Source organism: Enterobacter huaxiensis (genome assembly GCF_003594935.2).
GTDB classification, from domain to species: Bacteria; Pseudomonadota; Gammaproteobacteria; order Enterobacterales; family Enterobacteriaceae; genus Enterobacter; species Enterobacter huaxiensis.
On record NZ_CP043343.1, the window covers coordinates 32,524 to 52,684 of the forward strand.

At 50.2% G+C, this 20,161-nt stretch carries 17 protein-coding genes and 3 pseudogenes; 11 read left to right on the forward strand and 9 right to left on the reverse strand.

Translation table 11 applies throughout. The annotated features are described in order from the left end of the window. Positions 1-30: 30 nt before the first annotated feature. Positions 31-447 carry a nucleotidyl transferase AbiEii/AbiGii toxin family protein gene (locus tag D5067_RS23535; RefSeq protein ID WP_119938045.1) on the reverse strand — a complete coding sequence of 139 codons (417 nt, stop codon included), beginning with the start codon at positions 445-447 and terminating at the stop codon, positions 31-33. A gap of 50 nt (positions 448-497) precedes the next feature. Continuing rightward, positions 498-1,603: pseudogene (locus D5067_RS23540) on the reverse strand (IS3 family transposase). A 546-nt stretch (positions 1,604-2,149) separates the two neighbouring features. On the opposite strand from D5067_RS23540, the gene D5067_RS23545 reads away from it, so the two are divergent. From D5067_RS23545 to D5067_RS23565, 5 genes are all read left to right on the forward strand, one after another. Further along, on the forward strand, positions 2,150-2,515 hold the full coding sequence (locus D5067_RS23545) for a MarR family winged helix-turn-helix transcriptional regulator (protein WP_042718083.1): 366 nt from the start codon (positions 2,150-2,152) through the stop codon (positions 2,513-2,515). A gap of 30 nt (positions 2,516-2,545) precedes the next feature. Next, the gene (locus tag D5067_RS23550; RefSeq protein WP_049137951.1) at positions 2,546-3,280 is read left to right on the forward strand and encodes an NADPH-dependent F420 reductase; all 735 of its coding nucleotides are present in this window, start codon (positions 2,546-2,548) and stop codon (positions 3,278-3,280) included. Between the two features lie 17 nt (positions 3,281-3,297). Next, positions 3,298-4,062 (forward strand): NADPH-dependent F420 reductase, encoded by a 765-nt coding sequence (locus tag D5067_RS23555; RefSeq protein ID WP_042718056.1) that lies wholly within the window; start codon positions 3,298-3,300, stop codon positions 4,060-4,062. 110 nt (positions 4,063-4,172) lie between these two features. Continuing rightward, positions 4,173-4,775, forward strand: coding sequence for a site-specific integrase (locus D5067_RS23560; protein ID WP_119938046.1), 603 nt, complete (start codon positions 4,173-4,175; stop codon positions 4,773-4,775). Between the two features lie 313 nt (positions 4,776-5,088). Next, a complete protein-coding gene (locus D5067_RS23565) occupies positions 5,089-5,889 on the forward strand; it encodes a sugar phosphate isomerase/epimerase family protein (RefSeq protein ID WP_235843325.1) in 801 nt (266 codons plus the stop codon). A gap of 49 nt (positions 5,890-5,938) precedes the next feature. On the opposite strand, the gene D5067_RS23570 is transcribed toward D5067_RS23565, so the two are convergent. Beyond that, positions 5,939-6,877, reverse strand: coding sequence for a LysR family transcriptional regulator (locus tag D5067_RS23570; RefSeq protein WP_049137942.1), 939 nt, complete (start codon positions 6,875-6,877; stop codon positions 5,939-5,941). A 152-nt stretch (positions 6,878-7,029) separates the two neighbouring features. On the opposite strand from D5067_RS23570, the gene D5067_RS23575 reads away from it, so the two are divergent. The 3 genes from D5067_RS23575 to D5067_RS23585 all read left to right on the forward strand — a co-directional run bounded on the left by D5067_RS23575 (position 7,030) and on the right by D5067_RS23585 (position 10,408). Next, a complete protein-coding gene (locus D5067_RS23575) occupies positions 7,030-8,166 on the forward strand; it encodes a metallophosphoesterase (protein WP_042718060.1) in 1,137 nt (378 codons plus the stop codon). A gap of 204 nt (positions 8,167-8,370) precedes the next feature. Then, positions 8,371-9,579, forward strand: a complete 1,209-nt coding sequence (locus tag D5067_RS23580; RefSeq protein ID WP_119938048.1) for an MFS transporter — start codon at positions 8,371-8,373, stop codon at positions 9,577-9,579. Continuing rightward, entirely contained in the window at positions 9,569-10,408 is an 840-nt protein-coding gene (locus D5067_RS23585; RefSeq protein ID WP_042718063.1) for an SDR family NAD(P)-dependent oxidoreductase, read from the forward strand. Before D5067_RS23580 ends, D5067_RS23585 begins: the two co-directional genes overlap by 11 nt. 130 nt (positions 10,409-10,538) lie before the next feature. Here D5067_RS23585 and D5067_RS23590 read toward each other — a convergent pair whose 3' ends face one another. The 4 genes from D5067_RS23590 to D5067_RS23605 form a co-directional block, all read right to left on the reverse strand. Then, positions 10,539-11,342, reverse strand: a complete 804-nt coding sequence (locus D5067_RS23590; protein ID WP_042718064.1) for an SDR family NAD(P)-dependent oxidoreductase — start codon at positions 11,340-11,342, stop codon at positions 10,539-10,541. A gap of 67 nt (positions 11,343-11,409) precedes the next feature. Then, positions 11,410-12,294, reverse strand: a complete 885-nt coding sequence (locus tag D5067_RS23595) for an NAD-dependent epimerase/dehydratase family protein (RefSeq protein ID WP_042718065.1) — start codon at positions 12,292-12,294, stop codon at positions 11,410-11,412. Between the two features lie 455 nt (positions 12,295-12,749). Continuing rightward, positions 12,750-13,970, reverse strand: coding sequence for an ISL3 family transposase (locus D5067_RS23600; protein ID WP_119938062.1), 1,221 nt, complete (start codon positions 13,968-13,970; stop codon positions 12,750-12,752). A gap of 75 nt (positions 13,971-14,045) precedes the next feature. Further along, positions 14,046-14,429 (reverse strand): YgiW/YdeI family stress tolerance OB fold protein, encoded by a 384-nt coding sequence (locus D5067_RS23605; protein ID WP_047959931.1) that lies wholly within the window; start codon positions 14,427-14,429, stop codon positions 14,046-14,048. 131 nt (positions 14,430-14,560) lie between these two features. On the opposite strand from D5067_RS23605, the pseudogene umuD reads away from it, so the two are divergent. After that, a pseudogene (umuD, locus tag D5067_RS23610) lies at positions 14,561-14,930 on the forward strand (translesion error-prone DNA polymerase V autoproteolytic subunit). A gap of 50 nt (positions 14,931-14,980) precedes the next feature. Continuing rightward, a pseudogene (gene umuC, locus D5067_RS23615) lies at positions 14,981-16,252 on the forward strand (translesion error-prone DNA polymerase V subunit UmuC). An 81-nt stretch (positions 16,253-16,333) separates the two neighbouring features. Here umuC and D5067_RS23620 read toward each other — a convergent pair. Both D5067_RS23620 and D5067_RS23625 read right to left on the reverse strand, forming a co-directional pair. Further along, complete coding sequence (locus D5067_RS23620; RefSeq protein WP_162497947.1) at positions 16,334-17,308, reverse strand: ParB family protein; 975 nt, start codon at positions 17,306-17,308, stop codon at positions 16,334-16,336. Further along, positions 17,308-18,513, reverse strand: a complete 1,206-nt coding sequence (locus D5067_RS23625; protein WP_119938050.1) for an AAA family ATPase — start codon at positions 18,511-18,513, stop codon at positions 17,308-17,310. Before D5067_RS23625 ends, D5067_RS23620 begins: the two co-directional genes overlap by 1 nt. A gap of 403 nt (positions 18,514-18,916) precedes the next feature. Between D5067_RS23625 and D5067_RS23630 the strand changes: the two genes are divergently transcribed. After that, complete coding sequence (locus D5067_RS23630) at positions 18,917-19,846, forward strand: Rpn family recombination-promoting nuclease/putative transposase (protein ID WP_119938051.1); 930 nt, start codon at positions 18,917-18,919, stop codon at positions 19,844-19,846. Positions 19,847-20,161 lie beyond the last annotated feature (315 nt).

The following is a 20,161-nucleotide window of genomic DNA, read 5'->3' on the forward strand; positions in this document are numbered from 1 at the left end:
TCCCGTAATCCTTGCGAGCAGTAGTGATATTCAGTTCTGAGCATTCTGCCACCCTGATACCTGCGACCAGGGCAGCGATCGGTAAAATGTCTCCAGCCGATCATAGGCACGTTCAAAATCTGGGAGATCTCCCTCGATTTCATCCCGTAGACGGGCATATTCACGAAATGAGCGCTCCCTGATATCTGGAAGGCTGAGCGTTTCAGGGTTCACTGTACCTGCAGGCAATCTTTCTGCAGATTTGTCCAGCAGGATGGTCAGGATGGTGTGGCATTCTTTCTCGTCCGGCGTCACAACATCCATCAGAAAATTCAGGTCATAGATATCCTGACGCCGGGACCGGTTGCGTTCCACCTGCTGAATAACCGAACGGATTTTTTCCGCAACAAGGTCAGTAAAACTGTATGCCTGTAACTCTTCTTCATTCGTCAGGCTGATGTGATCCATTTCGAAACTGATCTTGACCCGCCATCTCTGGACAGCTTTTGTATCTTAAGTTAACGATGCGCGCTGTGCGTGTGGTTTTCATTGTAATGCGTGAACGCTGCTGCAGGTTTCGCAGGGCTGTTCTCACATCCGGTTTTGGCATGAACGCGATATAGTCTTCCTTCATCGTCTTCACGAACCGTTCAGCCATGCCATTACTCTGTGGGCTGCTCACCGCTATTGTGCAGGGCTCCAGATTCAGCTCTCTCGCGAACCTCCGCGTTTCATGCGCGGTATACGCTGAACCGTTGTCCGTCAGCCACTGTACCGCTGTGGTCGGCAATCTGTCACCGAAGCGCTTTTCCACCGATCTCAGCATCACATCCTGCACCGTCGAACTGTCGTAGCCTCCCGTGCTCGCCGCCCAGTCTATGGCTTCTCTGTCGCAGAAGTCCAGCGCGAACGTGACCCGCAGTTTTTCACCGTTGTCGCAGCCGAACTCGAAGCCATCTGAGCACCAGCGCATATCACTTTCTGCCACCGCGATCTAGCCCTTATGCTCACGCTTCGCCCGCTCTGTTTTGTCATTCAATATCAGCAGGTTATGCTCACTCATGATCCTGTAAAGTCGTTTGGCATTGACCACCGGCAGCCCCTCTGTGCGACGTTGTTTACGCAGGATACCCCACACACCCCCGATAGCCGTAGCTGGGCATATCGCTGATGATGTCAAGGATCTCCTACAGTATTTCAGCATCTGCTGTTGCATTACGCCGGTTACAGCGCCCGTCTTGCCAGTCGGCAGCACGGTTAATCCGTAGTGACAGCTGCGCACGCGACACGCCCATGGTTCTGCTTACCAGGGCTATTCACCGCCCTTTGGCAACAAGGGCGCGTGCGCTATCCATTTTCGCGACTGACCGTACTCCACCGCTTCTTTCAGGATCTCAACTTCCATCGTCTTCTTACCCAGAAGCCGCTGGAGCTCACGAACCTGTTTCAGTGCCGCTGTGAGTTCAGATGCGGGAACGACTTCCTCTCCGGCCGCAACGGCGGTGAGGCTGCCTTCCAGATACAGCTTCTTCCACTTAAACAGCAGGCTGGGCTGAAAACCGTGCAGGCGGGCGACATGGGAGACATTCATGCCCGGCTCCATCGTCTGCTGGATAATGGCGATCTTCTCCTGAGGAGTTTTATGTTTACGGACTTCTTACCTTAACAGGATCCCGGTCATCTCAAAATTGGCGTTAGTGTTAGACATATATTCAAGCCTATCTCTTATCTGGAGATACAGCTACTGTCTGGTGTTTCAGGCGGATAAATCACATGGTAAGGAAGGGAGAAAAGTGGGATGCTTCGTTCAGATAAAAAATAATCCACTGAGTCGAATAGATTACATCAGGAACCTTATCAGTGAACCTGACGAGTCTTGTATCCAATATAAGATGAGTAAAGTCCGCTAAGTGCCAGAAGCGGACCTGTTTGAATAGCCTGGAACGATAGTACCCGTCAGTCTGGAGACTTCTCAGCCTGCTTTGTTGTCATTGTCATACCGCACGAATTACTCATTCATCACTCTTTAACTGATTAAAAGTTTGTTATATGGTTTTATCTAGTGCACTATATAATCATCTACAAGATAACGGATTGGCATATGAGCATGCAGTCACGACAGGAAATAGGGACACAACTTTCGTTTGCCCTCTATGGTGCGGCGAGCCGCATGAACCGGTTACATAAGCCGTTGCTGGACCCGCTGGGGCTAACCTTTCCCCAGTATCTGGTCATGCTGGAGTTGTTTAACGGAACCCCACGCACCGTGGGTGATATCGGGAATAAGCTCGGCATGGATACCGGCACCATTACCCCCCTTCTCAAACGGCTTGAGGCTGCCGGACGCATAGTTCGCATGCGGGATCGCGCTGACGAAAGGCGAGTCCTCATTACTCTTACGGATGACGGGCTCGCTTTGCAAAGCGAGCTGTGGCACGTAACCGAAAAAATCAAATCAGCCTGTCAGTTATCGGATGCGAAGCTCGAGGAGTTACGAGATACCCTCAATAACTTTGCCCATCCCGCTGATAACTGATCATCCTCCACTCAGACAAAAGGTACTGGTATGAAAATAGGCATTATTGGCGCTGGAAACATTGGTGCGACTCTGGCACATAAGCTCTCTGTGCAGGGCCATGAGGTCAAACTGGCTAACTCAAGGGGACCGGAAACAATTGCAGAGATTGCGCGAAGAGCTGGGGCGCTGGCGGTTGAGCGTCAGGAAGCCGTACGAGATGTGGATGTCATCATCCTCTCTACGCCCTTTGATAAGCATGCTGAACTGGCTGAACTCTTGCGTGATGTTCCGGAGAGCGTGATCGTCATTGATACGTCTAACTACTATCCCTTCCGCGACGGGGACATTGAAGAGATCCGTGAAGGCAAACCTGAAAGCGTGTATGCCAGTGAAATAGTCAAACGCCCTCTTGTCAAAGCCTGGAACGCTGTTCTGGCGGAGACGCTTAAAGATAAAGGGCTGGTTGCCGGTTCACCCTCACGTATCGCTATTCCGGTTGCCGGCGACAGTACGGTAGCAAAATCTGTTGCACTAGAACTGGTCAGTCAGACCGGTTTCGATGCAGTTGATGCCGGTACGCTTAGCGAATCATGGCGGCAACAGCCCGGCACGCCAGCCTACTGTACTGAGCTAAAAACCGGAGAGCTTGAAGCAGCCCTTAAGGCAGCGGATAAAACTCGCGCTCCACTAAACAGAGATGCGTTGATCAAGGAGTTTATGTCTGCAGGCGAACAACTCACTCATGATGCCATCGTTAAACGTAACCGTGCAGTAACGGCCTGAGCCAAAAAGGGGATGTTATGATTAATTATGAAAAGTACCGGATTGCTGTTCTGGGAACCGGCCATATCGGTAAAACGCTTGCTCGCAGTCTCGCCTCTGCCGGTCACTCCGTTAAGGTTGCAAATTCACGTGGGCCTGAAACGATAGCCCCCGACGTGCTTGAAACGGGCGCTGAAGCAGCCGATGCAGCCAGTGCAGTACAGGATGCACAGGTTGTCATCCTGTCCATACCTATGGCAAAGGTTGCGGATATCGCGCCTCTGATCCGGACATTACCCAGTCATGTTATCGTTGCTGACACGTCGAACTATTACCCACATCGCGACGGAATCATCGATGGGTTCTCAGATGGTCAGGTCGAAAGCGCGTGGGTAGCGCATCTCCTGAACCGTCCACTGGTGAAGGCCTGGAATGCAATAGGTTCAGATTCTCTCGCTACAAAAGGTAAAGCAGAGGGTACAGCAGGACGTATTTCAATTCCGGTGGCAGGGAATATCGTAGAGCACAAAAAATTGATTATGCGTCTTGTCAGTGATACGGGGTTTGACGCCTTCGATGCAGGTACAGTTGAGGAGTCATGGCGTCAACAACCGGGTGCACCTTGCTACTGTACTGACCTCACATTTGATGAAATGAAGTCAGCGATCGCCGCAACGGAAAAAACACGGCTGCCTGCGCGTCGGGATATTGCTGTTCAGGCAATTCAGGAGCGAATGGGCGATAAGCAATCCAATCCGACTGCAGATTATATTGTTCGATTACACCGGGCTCTTTTTATGTAATCCGTAAGCCATATTTCATTTATCGATGTATGAGCGAAAATGCAAACATCTGCTCTTCGCTCATAAGAGACAACCATACTCAAATCTCCCACATTGCAGGAGATTTGAGTATGAACACGTCACCGTGGAATAAAGACCGTATCATAGGCCAAAAAAGACCACTTCAGATATCTCATATCTGGGGGATCCGAATCCGGCTTGAACTGGAAGGTAAAACGCGTGATTTAGCTCTGTTCAATATGGCCTTAGACAGTAAGCTACGAGGCTGCGATCTGGTGAACCTCAAAGTATCTGATGTTGCATATGGTAGCTCGGTTTCAAGCAGAGCAACGGTGCTGCAACAGAAAACCGGTAGCCCTGTGCAATTTGAGATAACCAAAGGGACAAGAGAAGCTGTTGCTGCATTGATAAAGCTTGGCAATTTGCACAGTAAAGACTTCTTGTTTCGGTCTCGGATCGGAACTAACCGGCACATATCAACCCGACAATACAGCCGAATTTTTCATGGGTGGGTAGAAAAGCTTGGTCTCGAAGCTTCGCTTTACAGCACACATTCCATGAGAAGAACAAAACCTTACCTGATATACAAGAAAACCAAGAATCTTCGGGTGATCCAACTTCTGTTGGGCCATAAGAAACTGGAAAGCACTGTCCGTTATCTAGGCATCGAAGTCAATGATGCGTTAGAGATCTCTGAATCGATTGAAGTCTAAGGTTGTCAGGGCTGCAACAGCAGCCCTGTGCCATAAACGGACGTTAAGCACGAACTCTAATGGTTAATGTCGACACGTATATTCAGCGACCTCTGTAATGGAGTTGGATTACTGCTGTGGATTGATTTTTAACAAAAATGTCAAATGAATTAACTTATATTGCTTATTAGGGAAAATTACTTTCAGTGATTTAGTTCACATTTTTATGGATGCTTGTTGTATTAAAAATCTGCCGAATTATATTTTGTAATCGATTACTTTTTTAATGAGAACGATAATGATTAAAAACTCGATTTTTTGTGGAGTCCTTATAATGGCAAGCATGGTGGGGTATGCCCGCACCGAAGCGCAGGACGATATTGCTATTCAGATGTACACGCTTAGAAATGTTGGTAATACCGATGCACAGTTTGCCATGGCTAAAAAAGCGGGATTTTCACATGTAGAACTTGTCGGTGATCATCACATGGATTTACCGACAATGAAGGAAACGTTGAAAAAATATCAGCTTAACGTTATTTCATCGCATGTACAGCTATCTGCTCTTGAGAGCGAGCGCGGAAAAATTGTTGCTTTTAACAAAGGCATAGGAAACTTTCACCTCGTTGTCCCATGGATTGAGGTTAATGAACGACCTACGACAAAACAGGGATGGATAGATTACGCCAGGAGGCTTGATCGTATGGGGGAGGCGTTAAGAAATGAAGGAATGTCGTTGTCTTACCATAATCATAATTTTGAGATGAAGAAGTATGATGATGTGACAGCCCTGGATTTGATTATGAAGCATACCCACAAGAATAATCTTAGCCTTGAACTCGATGTGGCATGGGCTGCACGTGGAGGACAGGATCCTGCGTCAATAATTGCAAGATATTCAGGACGCGTCTATGCGATTCATGCAAAAGATAACGCTGCTATCGGGATTCGTGATGACGAAATGAATTTCACTCCGGCAGGTGAAGGTTTGCTGGAATGGCGCTCAATCATCAGTGCGGGGAGAAGCAGTGGGGTTGAGTGGTATATTGTTGAGCATGACGCGCCAAAAGATCCCTGGACTATCATAACGACCTCACGTCATAACCTTAAGGAAATGCTTCAAAAACATCCGTAACAGGTTATGAAATTCAGGCTCAGGTGATTTGCGAATCCCTGAGCCTGATTCAGGCTGAAACTGCATGTGTTAGTTCTATTTCTTCTCTCAGAGTTTCGATAAGTTCCTTTAATCCCTGGGGAACTTGTCTGTGACCTGGATAGTACAGATACATCGGCTCTTCCAGAGGAGCCCATTCAGGAAGGACAATCCTGAGCCTGCCGTCACGAATATAATCACTCACCCGGTCTTCGAGGCAGTAAGCAATACCGACGCCGGACAGCGCCAGCTCAATTGCCAGCGCCGTTTCGCTCACACAGAGCTGCCCCCTGACGTCAACTACGCGATAGTCTTCTCCTTTACGGAATTCCCATTTGTAGATGACGCCTTGCCCGGTGCGCAGTTGAATGCAGTTATGCAGGCGCAGATCCTCAGGCACGGCAGGGGGAGTATGTTGATAAAGATAGCGTGGCGATGCCACCGCTACCCATCTGAGTTCTCCCCCCAGGCGGACTGCAACGAGATCTTCAGGAACGGTTCCGCCAAAGCGGATCCCGGCATCAAATCCTTCCTGGACGATATCGACCATTCTGTCATCAACGCTGATTTCGAGTTCCACTTCAGGATATTTGCTGATAAAGCGTGGAAGATGTCGCGCCATGATGAGGCGTGCTCCGTCACTCAGCACATTAAGCCTGAGCTTTCCAACGGGCCGATCGCGCATGCGGTTAATTTCCTCAAGCGCGTCGCCTATTTCTTTAAAGCCTGTTTCAAGACGCAGAGCAAGGCTTGCGCCCGCTTCGGTCGGAGAGACCGTACGGCTTGTTCTGTTCAACAACCTGACACCCAGGCGCGTCTCGAGATTGCGTATGGTATGGCTCAGCGCAGAGGTGGTGATCCCCAGTTCTATGGCGGCCTTAGTAAAACTGCGCCTTTTCTCAGTGATAAGAAATGCGTTGAGCTCAGCAAGATCGCTTCGGGTGAGCGTGGTAGACAGTCTGGAGGACATGGCGTTAAACCGTTGATTAAAATTCAATGCAATGTCAAATGACATTGCATTAAATCGTTCCTGAAGGATGGTAAGTTTAGATTCATTCAACAAAACGTTGCAACCCGCTGCCACGGCAAACTAACAGTTTTTAATTCCCGGGAGATTTCCGCGTGTTTCATATCTGGACCCTCATTCCAGCGCTTTACGTGCTGTTTCGTTTTATCAGGCCGCTTCCCGCCCCGGTTTCGGTAAAAATAGCCGTCGCAGGCGCAATGATTGTGGCCTGCGAGTTTCATCTGATCACGAAATTATTTACGGGGAATATGTTTTCTCCTGAGATACCAAAACCGTTGCTGCTGCTTACTACCGGGTTTTTCGGTATGACCGTCTTTATGGCAGTCCTGTTAGTACTGCGTGACCTGTTCTGGATATTGCACCGACTGGTATCAGGACGCCGGATGAAATGGCATACAGCTTTCTGGTTTATCCTGCCTGTTCTGGCGGCCATGCTCACAGCGCTGGCCCTGAAAAATGGTACAGCGGTTCCTGAAGTGAAAAAGATAGACGTCACGCTCAGGAGCCTGTCCCCCCGTTTTGATGGTTACCGGATAGTTCAACTGACGGATTTGCACGCCAGCAGACTGCTGCCGCGAAGCTGGATACAGGATGTTGTTACCCGCACCCGTGAGCTCGATGCGAATATGATTGTGGTTACCGGGGATATGATTGATGGCTGGCCAGAAGCGCGTTTCTCCGACATTGAGCCGCTTGGACAGCTGCGGGCTGAGGACGGCGTTTTTGCCGTAACGGGCAATCATGAATATTACTTCGGCGCTGAAAACTGGATCCAGACCTTTGAAAAACTGGGCCTGCATTTTCTTAATAATGCCGGTTACCGTATAAGCCGTGGCAGCGACTCGCTGTATCTGTCGGGCGTGACGGATGTCGTTGCGCCATCATACGGCCTGCCGGGTCCTGATCTGTCCCTGGCCCTGAAGTTTTCCCGCCCGGGTGAAACCGTCATCCTTCTTGACCACAGGCCTGAAAATGCTGACGAGGCCGCAGAAAGCGGAGTTAGCCTTCAGCTTTCCGGACATACTCACGGCGGTATGATTGCCGGTCTCGACAGGCTGGTCGCATCGGCTAATAACGGTTTTGTGTCCGGGCTGTATGAAGCAGGGCCCCTGAAGCTTTACGTCAGCAACGGTTCCGGCATCTGGAACGGTTTTCCCTTCCGGCTTGGAAAACCTGCCGAAATAACGCTTATCACCCTGCATGGCGAAACCAGCAACAGAATTGTTGAATAATACTCATCGTTACTGACTATCTGATTCATCAATAACCGAAAGGAGACGTTTATAGTTTATTTCAGTTCAATATACCACTGCCTGTTGCCGTTCTTTCCTGAACGTTGTGACTCATAAGTTGCACATAGCTGAGAGCCCTTACCCGACTGGTAGCGGTTCTTCTTTTTTGCACCCGGCAGTGAACGGGATCAGGAGTCATAGTCAATGTCTGAACAAACGCTTTCACGGCAGGATGAACGTATTCATCCACCTGTGGGTCTTTTTCCGGCCATGCTTGCGCTGGGCGCGGGCGGATTATGCATCGGAACGGGCGAGTTTGCGCCCATGAGCCTCCTGCCGGATCTTGCGCGGGGAACCGGCGTTTCAATCCCTGCCGCGGGAGGCTATATCAGCGCCTATGCTGCAGGCGTGGTGGTCGGTGCCCCTGCGATCGCGGTGCTTGGCGCGCGCCGGGCCCGTAAAAACCTTCTGCTGATATTGTTAATTATTACACTTGTAGGCTATGCCCTGAGCGCTCTGGCCATGGGCTATAATTCCATGTTCGCAGCACGCTTTATTGCTGGTATGCCTCATGGCGCCTGGTACGGCGTTTCCGCGCTCGTGGCGGCTTCAATGGTCTCGCCACAGCACAAAGCCCGGTATATCGGTTACGTTATGCTGGGACTGGCCGTAGCGAACGTTGCCGGCGTTCCGCTTGTCACATGGGCGGGCCAGACGCTGGGCTGGAGAATCTCTTTCTGGATGGTGGCAGCGGGCCTGGTGCTGACGTCCATAATGGTTATGCTTTTTGTCCCATCCGTGGCGGCCGACAGGTCCGCTTCACCGCTCAAGGAACTTGGCGCGCTGAAGAGCCCACAGATCCTAATGACGTTTGCCGTCGCTTCAGTCAGCTTTGCGGGCATGTTTGCCGTATACAGCTTTATCACCCCGGCGCTGACGAAAGCTGCCGGGTTTTCAACCTCAGCCGTGCCATGGATCCTGGTTCTCTGGGGGGCGGGCATGGTTGCTGGCAACATTATCGGTGGCAGGCTGGCGGACATTGCGCTGATCCCATCCATATTTGGCATCATCGCCTGGAACATCGTCTTTCTGGGCCTGTTTTCCCTTACGGGCACACTGCAGACCCCGGTTCTCATCGTGCTGTTTATGCTCGGGTGCGGATTTTCGCTCGTGCCAGCGCTTCAGGCCCATATGATGAACATTGCCGGTGAGGCACAGACTCTGGCGTCATCCCTGACACACAGCGCGTTTAATATTTCCAATGCGCTTGGCGCAGCTGCAGGCGGTTTCGTTATCGCTTCGAGAGGAAGCTGGCTCTCTACGGGGTGGGTTGGGGCTGCTTTTTCCCTGTTAGCACTTCTTCTTATGTTCTTATCGGTACGCATTACTGACGGGAGAAATCATGAACGATAAAGTCATCAGTACAGGTAACGTTGCCGTAATAACCGGCGCGGCGAGAGGTATTGGCGCTGCGGCGGCAAGGGAGCTGGCACGAAAGGGCATGAAGCTTTGTCTTTTTGACCGGAACAGACAGGCGCTCGAGCAGCTGGCCGGCGAACTGGAGGTTGAAACGCTGCTGGTCACTGGCGACATTACCCGTGATGAAGATCTCCAACAGCTCAAGGACACCGTTTACAGCGCCTGGGGGAAAGTAAATCTGCTGTTTAACAATGCCGGCGTGAAAATAGCTGCCGGAGCCTGTGATTCCCCAACTCTCTGGCGACAGCAGATGGAGGTAAACCTGCTGTCCATGGTTGCCACACAGCATATTTTTCTGCCGGAAATGTTAAAAATGGATGAGAACGGTGCGATCGTTAACCTGGGCTCGAAGGAGGGTATTACGACCCCACCAGGGTTCGCAGCCTATAACGCCTCAAAGGCAGCCGTAAAGGTGCTGACGGAGCAGCTGTCTCATCAGCTTGTGAAGGAAACCGGCATCAGGCTCACCGCTCATCTTCTGGTGCCAGGCTATACCTGGACCGATATGAACGATCCTGGCATGAACGAGCGCAGCGGTAACAAGCCAGATGAAGCGTGGATGGCTGCGCAGGTTATTGACTATTTCCTCCCGCGCTTTGAGCGGGGTGACTTCTATATCATCTGCCCTGATAACGCCGTGACCAGCGAGATGGATGCTAAGCGTATCCTCTGGGCCGCCCAGGATATGCTGGACAACCGCCCGGCCCTGTCGCGCTGGCATCCTGACTGGAAGACGGCTTTTGAACGCTGGATGAAAAACTGATGTGTCATCGGTAGCCCGCTCCGGGGCAGGTTGCCTAAAAGATGAAATGAGGTCGTCAGCAACCATGCTTTTGGCATTGTATTTATGCTGATGAAAGAGGCGCCGGGCTGATGCCCGGCGCCGTGCGGATTTACTTTTTTGTGGCAGAGTCGGGTTCAGAAATGATTCGGTGACGCTGAGCCTTATGTGACTCACTCATCATTCTGTTCATCACCTCGCCCTCATATTCGGCATATTCACTGCCATAGACAAATTCATGTCCTGTCATCAGGGCATACCAGGCACGTTTTGCCACTTCTTTCGGATCGTCCTTTTTCATCGAACCTACGGTCGTGCTGGCCTGTCCTGCATTTTTGAAGAAATTGGTCTCCGTTGCCCCAGGCATCAGAAGCGTCATTGATAAACCGCTCCCCATCAGCTCGTTACGTATGGCGTAAAAAAAGGAGTTTACGAAAGCCTTTGACGCCCCGTAAACCGCTTCGAAAGGTATTGGCGCCGAGCCGGAAAGCGACGATGTGATAAGAACGTGCCCGTTATCCTGCTCAACGAGCCGCGGGATAAATATTTTAGAAAGATGTACCACAGCATCAACGTTGAGCCGGATTAATCTAAGCTCTTTTTCAAGATCGGTACCGTCGATAAACGCGCCGCCGAGTCCCTGGCCGGCGTTGATGATCAGTGCATTAGGGGCTAAACCGGCATCATCCATTCTGGCCTGCAGGTCTGTTATCTGGTCATACTCACTCAGGTCAGCACTGAACGCGTGTACGTTAACTGAAAAACGTTTTTGCAGGTTTTCACCCGTGGCTGAAAGTTTTTTTTCATCCCTGGCGACGATGACAAGATCGTATCCGTTAGCTGCAAATTCTTCAGCAAGTGCAAGGCCGATACCGTTGCTCGAGCCAGTAATAAGAGCCAGTTTTTTCTCACTCATATGATTCTCCGGTTAAAGGGGTTAACCGGCCATGTGCAGGCCGGTAGCAAAGGAGGGCGCGTGAGCATCACACGCTATCGGTCCAGCGGTGCGCTGGGCGATATCCCAGGACGCGCATTGCCTTTTCGCTGCTGAGTGCTGACTCATTACCTACAAAATTTTTACGCTGTTCAACGCCTGGATAGTAGCGGTCCAGAAGTTCCTGTGTGGGGGTTCGCATGCAGGTCACATCGCTGGTAATAAAGAACTCATCTTTACCCCTGACATCATATTCGACAGCTTTCTCAATCGCCTGGGCTACATCCCGGACGTCAACATAAGTCCACATATTCCATTGCCTTACGGCAGGATCGTTCTGCCAGCTTTCAAACTGCGCGTACTCTTCCGGCGCCATAACATTAGAAAGCCGCAGACAGGTAATGCGCATGTCAGCGTTATTAAGGCAGAACTGACGGGCCATCTCTTCACCCAGCACTTTAGTCAGCGCATAAATGCTGATCCCCCGGGCCGGGTAGTGCTCATCCACCGGAACATAGGGGGCATCCCACTGGTCGTAAGGCACGCCGGTAGGGACTTCGCTCGATGACCAGATGATATTTTTTATTCCCAGCCGCCTGGATGCCTCAAATACGTTGAAGGTAACCAGCATATTATTTCTGAACTCGTCAGAATCAGGGATCATTCGGGGGTGAGGAATACTGGCAAGGTGAACCACGGCATCAAAGGCTGCAGGTTCAGGTCGTGAATAAACGTCTTCCCCGACGGAGGAAAGTGCGTCGAGCGTTGCACCAAAATCCTCTAAATCCGCGATCATCGCTGGATGGGCATCGGTTACGGGCTCTTTTTTATCGATGAGAAACAGGTCATAACCGGCTTTCTCAAGCCATTCTACTGTCACCCTGCCAATTTTCCCTGAAGCACCGGTAATGGCTATACGTTTTTTATCTGACATACTTCGTCCTTATGGTTGAGGTGCAAATCAACCCTAAGTTTTGTCGACAAAAAACAATATGTGATGAGACAGACTAAAAGCTTCTATTAATTCAATTCATCAATCGAAGTTTGTTTGTAGAACAGGCAGAATCCGTGAACTGATAAGAGGGCTTACACTGAAGCTCCAAAAATGAATGTCCGCTTATCGCTCATAGCGGCCCCTGCCCTACCCACGCATAAGACAGTTGCTTGCATACGAAGCGGCCCGGCTACAGTAGCGACACGGTGCACATGGAAAACCTCAACAACAGTTATCTCACAAGGTTATGCACCGTTTCTGTGGATAACCCTGCACCTCCTTTTACCGGCAGAACAACCACATGGCGAGAACAGGTAAAATTCTCCTTGCAGGACGGGAGATTTCTTAAACAATGCTGTATGTTAAAGGGTCTTCACCGATCATGGTGGGAAGGCTCAGAACGCCATATTCAGTTTCCCGTAGTGGAACATCACTCCCATCTTAAAGCGCTCCCGGTTGCGGTATCCCCTCGCTTTTATTCTCAGCAGTCTGATCTTGCTGTTCAGCGCCTCTGCATTTCCGTTTGAGACTCCATGCCTCATGGCATTCAGGATGCCGTACAGTCTTTTCCCTATCGTTTTGGCTGCGTTCTTCATCATGGGGACATCACTGTTAGCCGCCAGCGCCAGCCATCTCTGCCAGTCATTCCTTCGTTCCTCGCTCCAGGGGCTGTTCCAGATGTCCTTTGCCAGCTTTTTTAGCGCCAAGCACTGGCTCGTCAGCTTCATCTGCGCGCGCAGCCATACCAGCTTCTCCTGCCTGGATTCTGTCATCCACTTATCGCTGTACTGCCACAGGAAGCGGGTCCCCTTTGCCTGACGCCGACTTTCAACAGGAAGGTGCGGATGTTCATTCTGGCGGGTTTTATCAACCACTTCGCCCAGTTGCTTTGCAACATGGAAGCGGTCGAAGGCGATTTTCTCAACCGCACTGGGTAAGTGGATACGCGCTGCTCTTATATAGCCTGCGTTCATGTCCATTGAGAGCGTTTTGATAGCCAGCAACTGCCCGTCAGTGAGCATGCGAAGATAGCTGGCGAGGCTCTCTGTGCCGCGATCATCCGTTAAGGCCAGCGCACGACCATCGCGATCGGAGATCACCGTTACGTAACGATGACCTTTCTTAAAGGCGACTTCATCCACATTCATATGACGGGCGGATAATGGCTTTTTTATCCGGGCAAGGCCTCGCTTAACAGCCCGGGTCATAATGCCGTCAACGGCATTCCAGCTAAGTTTAAGTTGTTTCCTGACTGCATCAACGGTGCTGATTTTCAGCCAGGAGAGAACGAATGATTCGAAAAGCAGCGTGTACCGGCTGCCAGTGCCTGCCCATGGTACAGGCAGAGTCTGGCATCCATGCTCCGGGCACATAATACGGGGAACACCGGCTTCAACGAACGTGGCGAACTGGCAGGTATCAAGGTGTCGCCATTTACGATGACGGTGATCGTGAACAGGGCAGGATTTACCAAAGGTCGGGCAGAATAATGACGCGTTTTCAGCGATACCAACGATGACGGTAACAGAGCCGATTGTTTCATCAAGAGAGAGGGATTTAACCTGCCATGGTGCAGCAAGGTTGAGGATATGGGCATATAGTGATTTTTCGTCCATGACAGCGGTCTCCGGTAAAATAATCACCATCGATAGTGCCTAAACCGCTGTCAGGATAAAAGTGTGTCTGGAAGGTTACTTCAGTACACGAAGATTTTTGACATCAATTTCAACGCTGTTCCAGTCTTTGTCAACTTCCCCTTCAAGGCGCACTTTTGTTTCAGGGGAAACGGTTTGCCCCAGCCAGCGTTTGTCATCTATATCGACATACACAGTGCCACTGGCATCCCGGAACTCGTAGAGTTCATGACCGACCTGCCGGATGATATTACCTTCAAGAATGACCCATGCATCATCACGAAATGATTTGGCCTGCGCAACTGATGATAACCCCGGATTGGGTCCGCTGAATCCGCCCTGAGAGTATTCCTGACCGGCCGGGGCAACAAACCCCTGTTGCTGCGCAAAAGCTCCAAATGAAAGCCCGGTTAACAGGACAGCCAGAAGTGTTTTCTTCATTTTTTCATCTCCTTGTGAAGTGTGTCTGAATAACTTACAGGAGAGATCTTAACAGAATCTTAAGAGATTTAAGTCTTTCCACCATGATCGGTGAAGACCCATGTTAAAACAGTATTATTATGAGGTACCTCATGATTGTTTTCGTCTCTCCAGCTTCTGAGCCAGCACCGTTCACAGCCCCGTTATTCACTGAATGCTGCCCGGCCGGATTTCCCTCGCCGGCTGCCGACTATACGGAAGACGAACTCAACCTTTATGCCTACTGCATCAGCCGCCCTAATGCGACCTATTTGTTCGGGCCATTGGTGATTCGATGAAGGGTATGGGCCTGCACTCAGGCGACCTCATGGTGGTAGACAAACCGGAAACGCCTGTGCAGGGGATATTGTTATCGCGGAGACGGGAGGGGAGTTTACCGTCAAACGCCTGCAGCTCCGGCCCCGCATCGCCCTGCTTCCGATGAATCCCGCCTACCCCACGCTTTATCCTGAAGAACTATAGATATTCGGCGTCGTCACGGCTTTTATCCATAAAACCCGGGCAGCAAGCTGATGTTTGCGCTCGCAGACGTGAACTCCTTCTACGCCAGCTGCAAGAAGGTGTTCCGGCCGGATCTGCGGGACAAGCCTGTCGTAGTGCTCAGCAACAACGACGGCTGTGTCATCGCACGATCGAAAGAAGCAAAGCGACTCGGCATCAAGATGGGCGTGCCGTGGTTTCAGCTAAAGAATGGGCAGTTCCCTGAGCCGGTCATCGCGTTCTCCAGCAACTACGCCCTGTAAGCTTCCATGTCGAACAGGGTCATGGCGCACCTCGAGGATTTGGCGCTGCACGTCGAGCAGTACAGCATCGACGAGATGTTTCTGGATATCCGGGGCATAGATGGCTGTATGGATCTTGAGGATCTCGGGCGCCAGCTGCGTGGGCACGTCCGAAGCGGGACAGGTCTGACCATCAGTGTTGGAATGGGACCTACAAAGACGCTGGCCAAATCGGCTCAATGGGCGTCGAAAGAGTGGCCGCAGTTTGGTGGGGTGCTTGCACTAACGAGGGATAATCCAAAGCGAACTGAGAAACTTCTGTCCCTGCAGCCGGTTGAGGAAATCTGGGGCGTTGGTCGCAGGATCTCAAAGACATTCAATACGATGTATATTACTACAGCATTGCAGCTGGCCCGTGCTAACCCTTTTATCCGGAAGAATCTTAATGTTGTACTGGAGAGAACGGTCAGGGAACTGAAAGGAGAGGCCTGCATATCCCTGGAGGAAGCGCCATCTGCAAAGCAGCAGATCGTCTGTAGCCGTTCGTTTGGAGAGCGTGTCACCACCTACGAATCTATGCGGCAGGCCGTATGTCAGCATGCAGAGCGCGCAACTGAGAAGTTACGCGGCGAGAAGCAGTACTACAGACATATCGCCGTGTTCGTAAAAACCTCGCCGTTTGCAGTAAATGAACCCTACAACGGTAATCTGGCCAGTGGAAAGCTGCTGACTCCCACGCAGGACACGCGCGACATTATTAATACTGTAGTCAGAGCGCTGGGTCGTATCTGGGTTAATGGTTATCGGTACGCGAAGGCGGGCTGCATGCTTAACGACTTCACGCCGACGGGTGTCTCGCAACTGAACCTGTTTGATACTACGCTGCCTCACAGCAACAGTGACCAACTGATGAAGGTTCTGGAAGATATCAACCATTCTGGGCTGGGGAAAGTGTAGTTTGTCGGAAGGGGAATTGCGCCTAAGTGGCAAATGAAGCGGGAGATGCTTTCTACGGCATATACGACACGCTGGTCAGATATTCCTGCAGCGACACTGGCTTGAAACCTTGGCGATTTCACCTTGAAATTCTCAACTTAAATTGCCTAATTACAATAAGTTATAAGTGAAATCGCCGTGGCGAAATTATTGACTCAAATTTCTGTTAAGGACCTCATGGATAGCCTTGTCCAGTTCATCCTGTACCGCTTTTGACATACGGCTAAACTCATAAGTTAGCGTGCGCCCTTTAACACGCTTGCGTGCGAACTTGTCCTTTTCTTCAAAGGACCATAGTGGGGAAACCACTGACTTTTCCTTAGGAGATGGAGCTATCAATGTCTGAGATGTCTGAGAAATCAGCTTAAGTATACTGGCTTTCTGTTCGTCTTCTGGTCGCTCGCGATCACTCAAAATTGCATCGTGCTGATCTGAGACAGACTGAATGAGCTCTTCAGACGCCAAGCCTTTTTCACTAAGTTTTTCGTTAATCTCTAAAAGAATTTTATAGTCACTAAACGACAGCTCCGACTGAACCGGAAACAGAGAAATCAACTCTTGCGGTACTGCCGCCGCCTGCAGCGCCCTGGTGACCTTAGCCTGAGATAACCCCTCCAGTTCAGCAATTTCTTTTTGATTAAATCCGGATTCTTTAAGAGCTATCAATCTCAGGCCGATCTCCCGAAGGTTATGCTCTTTAGCTGTCTGGATATCTTTAGCCAGTTGACGAGCTTCATCAGTTGAAAAATGTTCATCCGTCACCATCACATCAAGGCCTGTACGGATATAAATCGCTGAGGCTCGCCGTCTTGAACCATCCAGTATCTCAATCCTTTCACCTTGCTGAATGCCAATACAAGGAAAGAACTGCTGAAACTTAATCGTCTGGATAATGGACTTCAGGGACTCCTTGGTCAGAGCAAGTTGATCTCTTCCGTTGTTTTCCTGGTTTACGAAGGTCTTACTTTCAACGTCAGATGCAGGCACCCGAACAAATCTGAACGTTACCTTCCTGCCGGTTTTCAAGGTAAATACCTGGCTTCGCCCGATGTCAGTCATCTCGACCATTAATGCCTGGGTATTTAACTGTCTGCCGATGGTTTTTCTTTTCTCATTCGACATCACATACCTCCGTTAGTACGAATGAACTCAATGCGATCAAAAACTGCCTTCGCAAAGTCTTCTGCCGCTGATTTTGCGCTTTTAAGCGCCTCTGTACTTCCATCATAGGTTGCTGGATTTGCTGAAATAACAGTGTCAAAAGTCTCCCCACAACGTTCGAAACCATCTAGCCTCGGCAGAAGCATATCGAGCATATCGGCACCGAAAACTTCTTTGGCCTGACTATGGCAAATTTTGTGATCAGGCTTGTTCAGGATTTTGGACATGAAGCCGACATTACCGATTAGATTACAGATGTGCCCATCCATTTCGATAGAATCAATAAGTGCAGGAAGGCTGGCCACAAACTTTAGGGAAGAATGAAAATCAACCGTCGCGGGTGGCAGAGGGGTCAACATCAGATCTGCAGCACCAATGCAGTTCTTCAGGAACGCATCAAGGTGAGGACCGCTATCAAGGAAAATAAAGTCGTAGTCATGCTGGAGCTTGTCGATAATGTTTTCTTTAAGCACCGCATGAATATTTTTTCCAGGCAGATGCTCTTCGCACAATCCCTTCCATCCTTCAGCAAGGAACGCATCGTCAATGGAAGCGGGAATTACATCAACACCCGGAATAATTGACGGCACTATAAAATCGGAAAGTAATTCTTCACGAGACACGTTCTGGAGCATGGCCTGAGCAGCCGTATTTTCTACCAGCCCTACTGAATTCTCATGGCTCAGGAACATTGTCAGAGATGCTTGCGGATCGAAATCGATGGCCAGAATACGCAGGTCTTCGAACAGAAGCTGAGGATGAGCCCGAAAAGCATGTGATAATGAAGCGGTAGAAACTGTCTTGGAACCTCCACCTTTAAGATTACATACAAAAATCGTGAAGGCTTTATCGAAGCGATCCCTGTACTTGGGTACTTTACGATGGAAATAGAGATCGATGACATTCTGAATCGTCATCGCGTATTTCATCGTATTGCCGGAGGGTTTCTTTTTAAAAATGTAACCACCGGCTTCCATTTCGGCCACAGCATACTCAACACTACCTTTACTGAGCTTAGGCAGCTTATACAGTGCGGCTTTGCTGTATTCCTGATAGAACTCGGTAAGCTTCAATTCCTCTTTTTGCAGGCGGATACTTTCGCTCAAAGATGTCAGAAGCTTACCTGCACGTGTGGCGACTTTCCGTAACTGCTCAATATTTTCCATTTATCACCTCATGATGTTTTTTGTCATTTTGAACAAAAAGAATCATGTTGCAATAAAAAAATCATATTATTTTGATTTATCTCTCAACAGGGGGAGAGTTTGGACAAGCTCGACGGGCGTGACACTAGGTCACATTTGAGTTTATCCCTCCATCAGGTTGTCAGCGATATCGCGACATTATATTCAGCTGCCGCAGATAGGCGGAGAGAAGAGTCTTTAGAATATCTGAAAAAAGGGAAGAAGGTTGTTAAGTCAGTAACTATTGATGATTAAAGGAGGTTTAGGAAGGGGGCCGAACCACCCCAGAACGTTCCCTGAAGGAACGGCAATTCCGTTCACCGCCAATATTAGCTTTTCCCGGGCTGTGATAACATCTCAGGGTCATTTTTCAGAGCCAGGGCAGATGAAAAAGAAAAACAGCACACCCACTCCTCACGATGCCACGTTCAGGCAGTTCCTGACACAACCGGATATTGCCCGAGATTTCATGGAAATCCACCTGCCAGCAGAGCTTCGGGCTATCTGCGACCTCAGCACACTGAAGCTGGAATCAGGCTCGTTCGTCGAGGATGACCTCCGCCAGTATTTCAGCGACGTCCTCTACAGCCTGAAAACTACAGCCGGCGACGGATACATTCATGTCCTGGTCGAGCACCAGTCAACGCCTGACAAACATATGGCTTTCCGCCTGATACGCTATGCTGTGGCCGCCATGCAGCGCCACCTGGATGCTGGACATAAAAAGCTGCCGCTTGTGATACCTGTGCTGTTCTATACGGGTAAGCGCAGCCCGTATCCGTATTCCACCCGGTGGCTGGATGAGTTTGACGATCCGGCGCTGGCAGGCAAACTTTACAGCGACGCTTTTCCTCTGGTAGACGTTACGGCCATTCCGGATGATGAAATCGCTGGCCATCGCAGCATGGCTGCCCTGACCTTATTGCAGAAACATATTCATCAGCGGGACCTGGCAGAACTGGTTGATCGGCTGGCGCCCATTTTACTGGCCGGATATCTGTCTTCATCGCAGGTCATATCGCTGGTACACTATATAGTGCAGGCAGGCGAAACGTCCGACGCCGAAGCCTTTGTACGCGAACTGGCACAGCGTGTGCCGCAACACGGAGACGCACTCATGACCATCGCACAACAGCTTGAACAGAAGGGTATTGAGAAGGGCATCCAGCTGGGTGAACAACGTGGTATTGAAAAAGGCCGCAATGAAGGTAAGTTGGAAGTTGCCCGTACCATGCTGCAGAACGGCATTGATCGTAATACCGTCATGAAAATGACCGGTCTGACTGAAGACGATTTGGCTCAAATACGCCACTAATCATCCTTTCCTGACACTCCCTGTCTGGGCATCAGCGTAAAATTGGTGAGGCAGGGAGGCATCCCTTGCAGGCTCTACTGTCAGCCACAGCAATAAATCAGCTTCCTCACTGTCGCTATATTCCCCGTCAATCTCGGTTGTCAAAAGCCATATCGCGGGTTGAATGTAAGAGATAAATACTTTCATACCTGAATCAAGTGCCACCAGATTTCGGGTAGATCATTCCCGAGTGTCCAACAGATGGTAGTTCCAGTGGATATCCTTCGTTGTTTCCAGCGCATACGTCAACCGGGACAGATCGTTATTCTCAGGCAA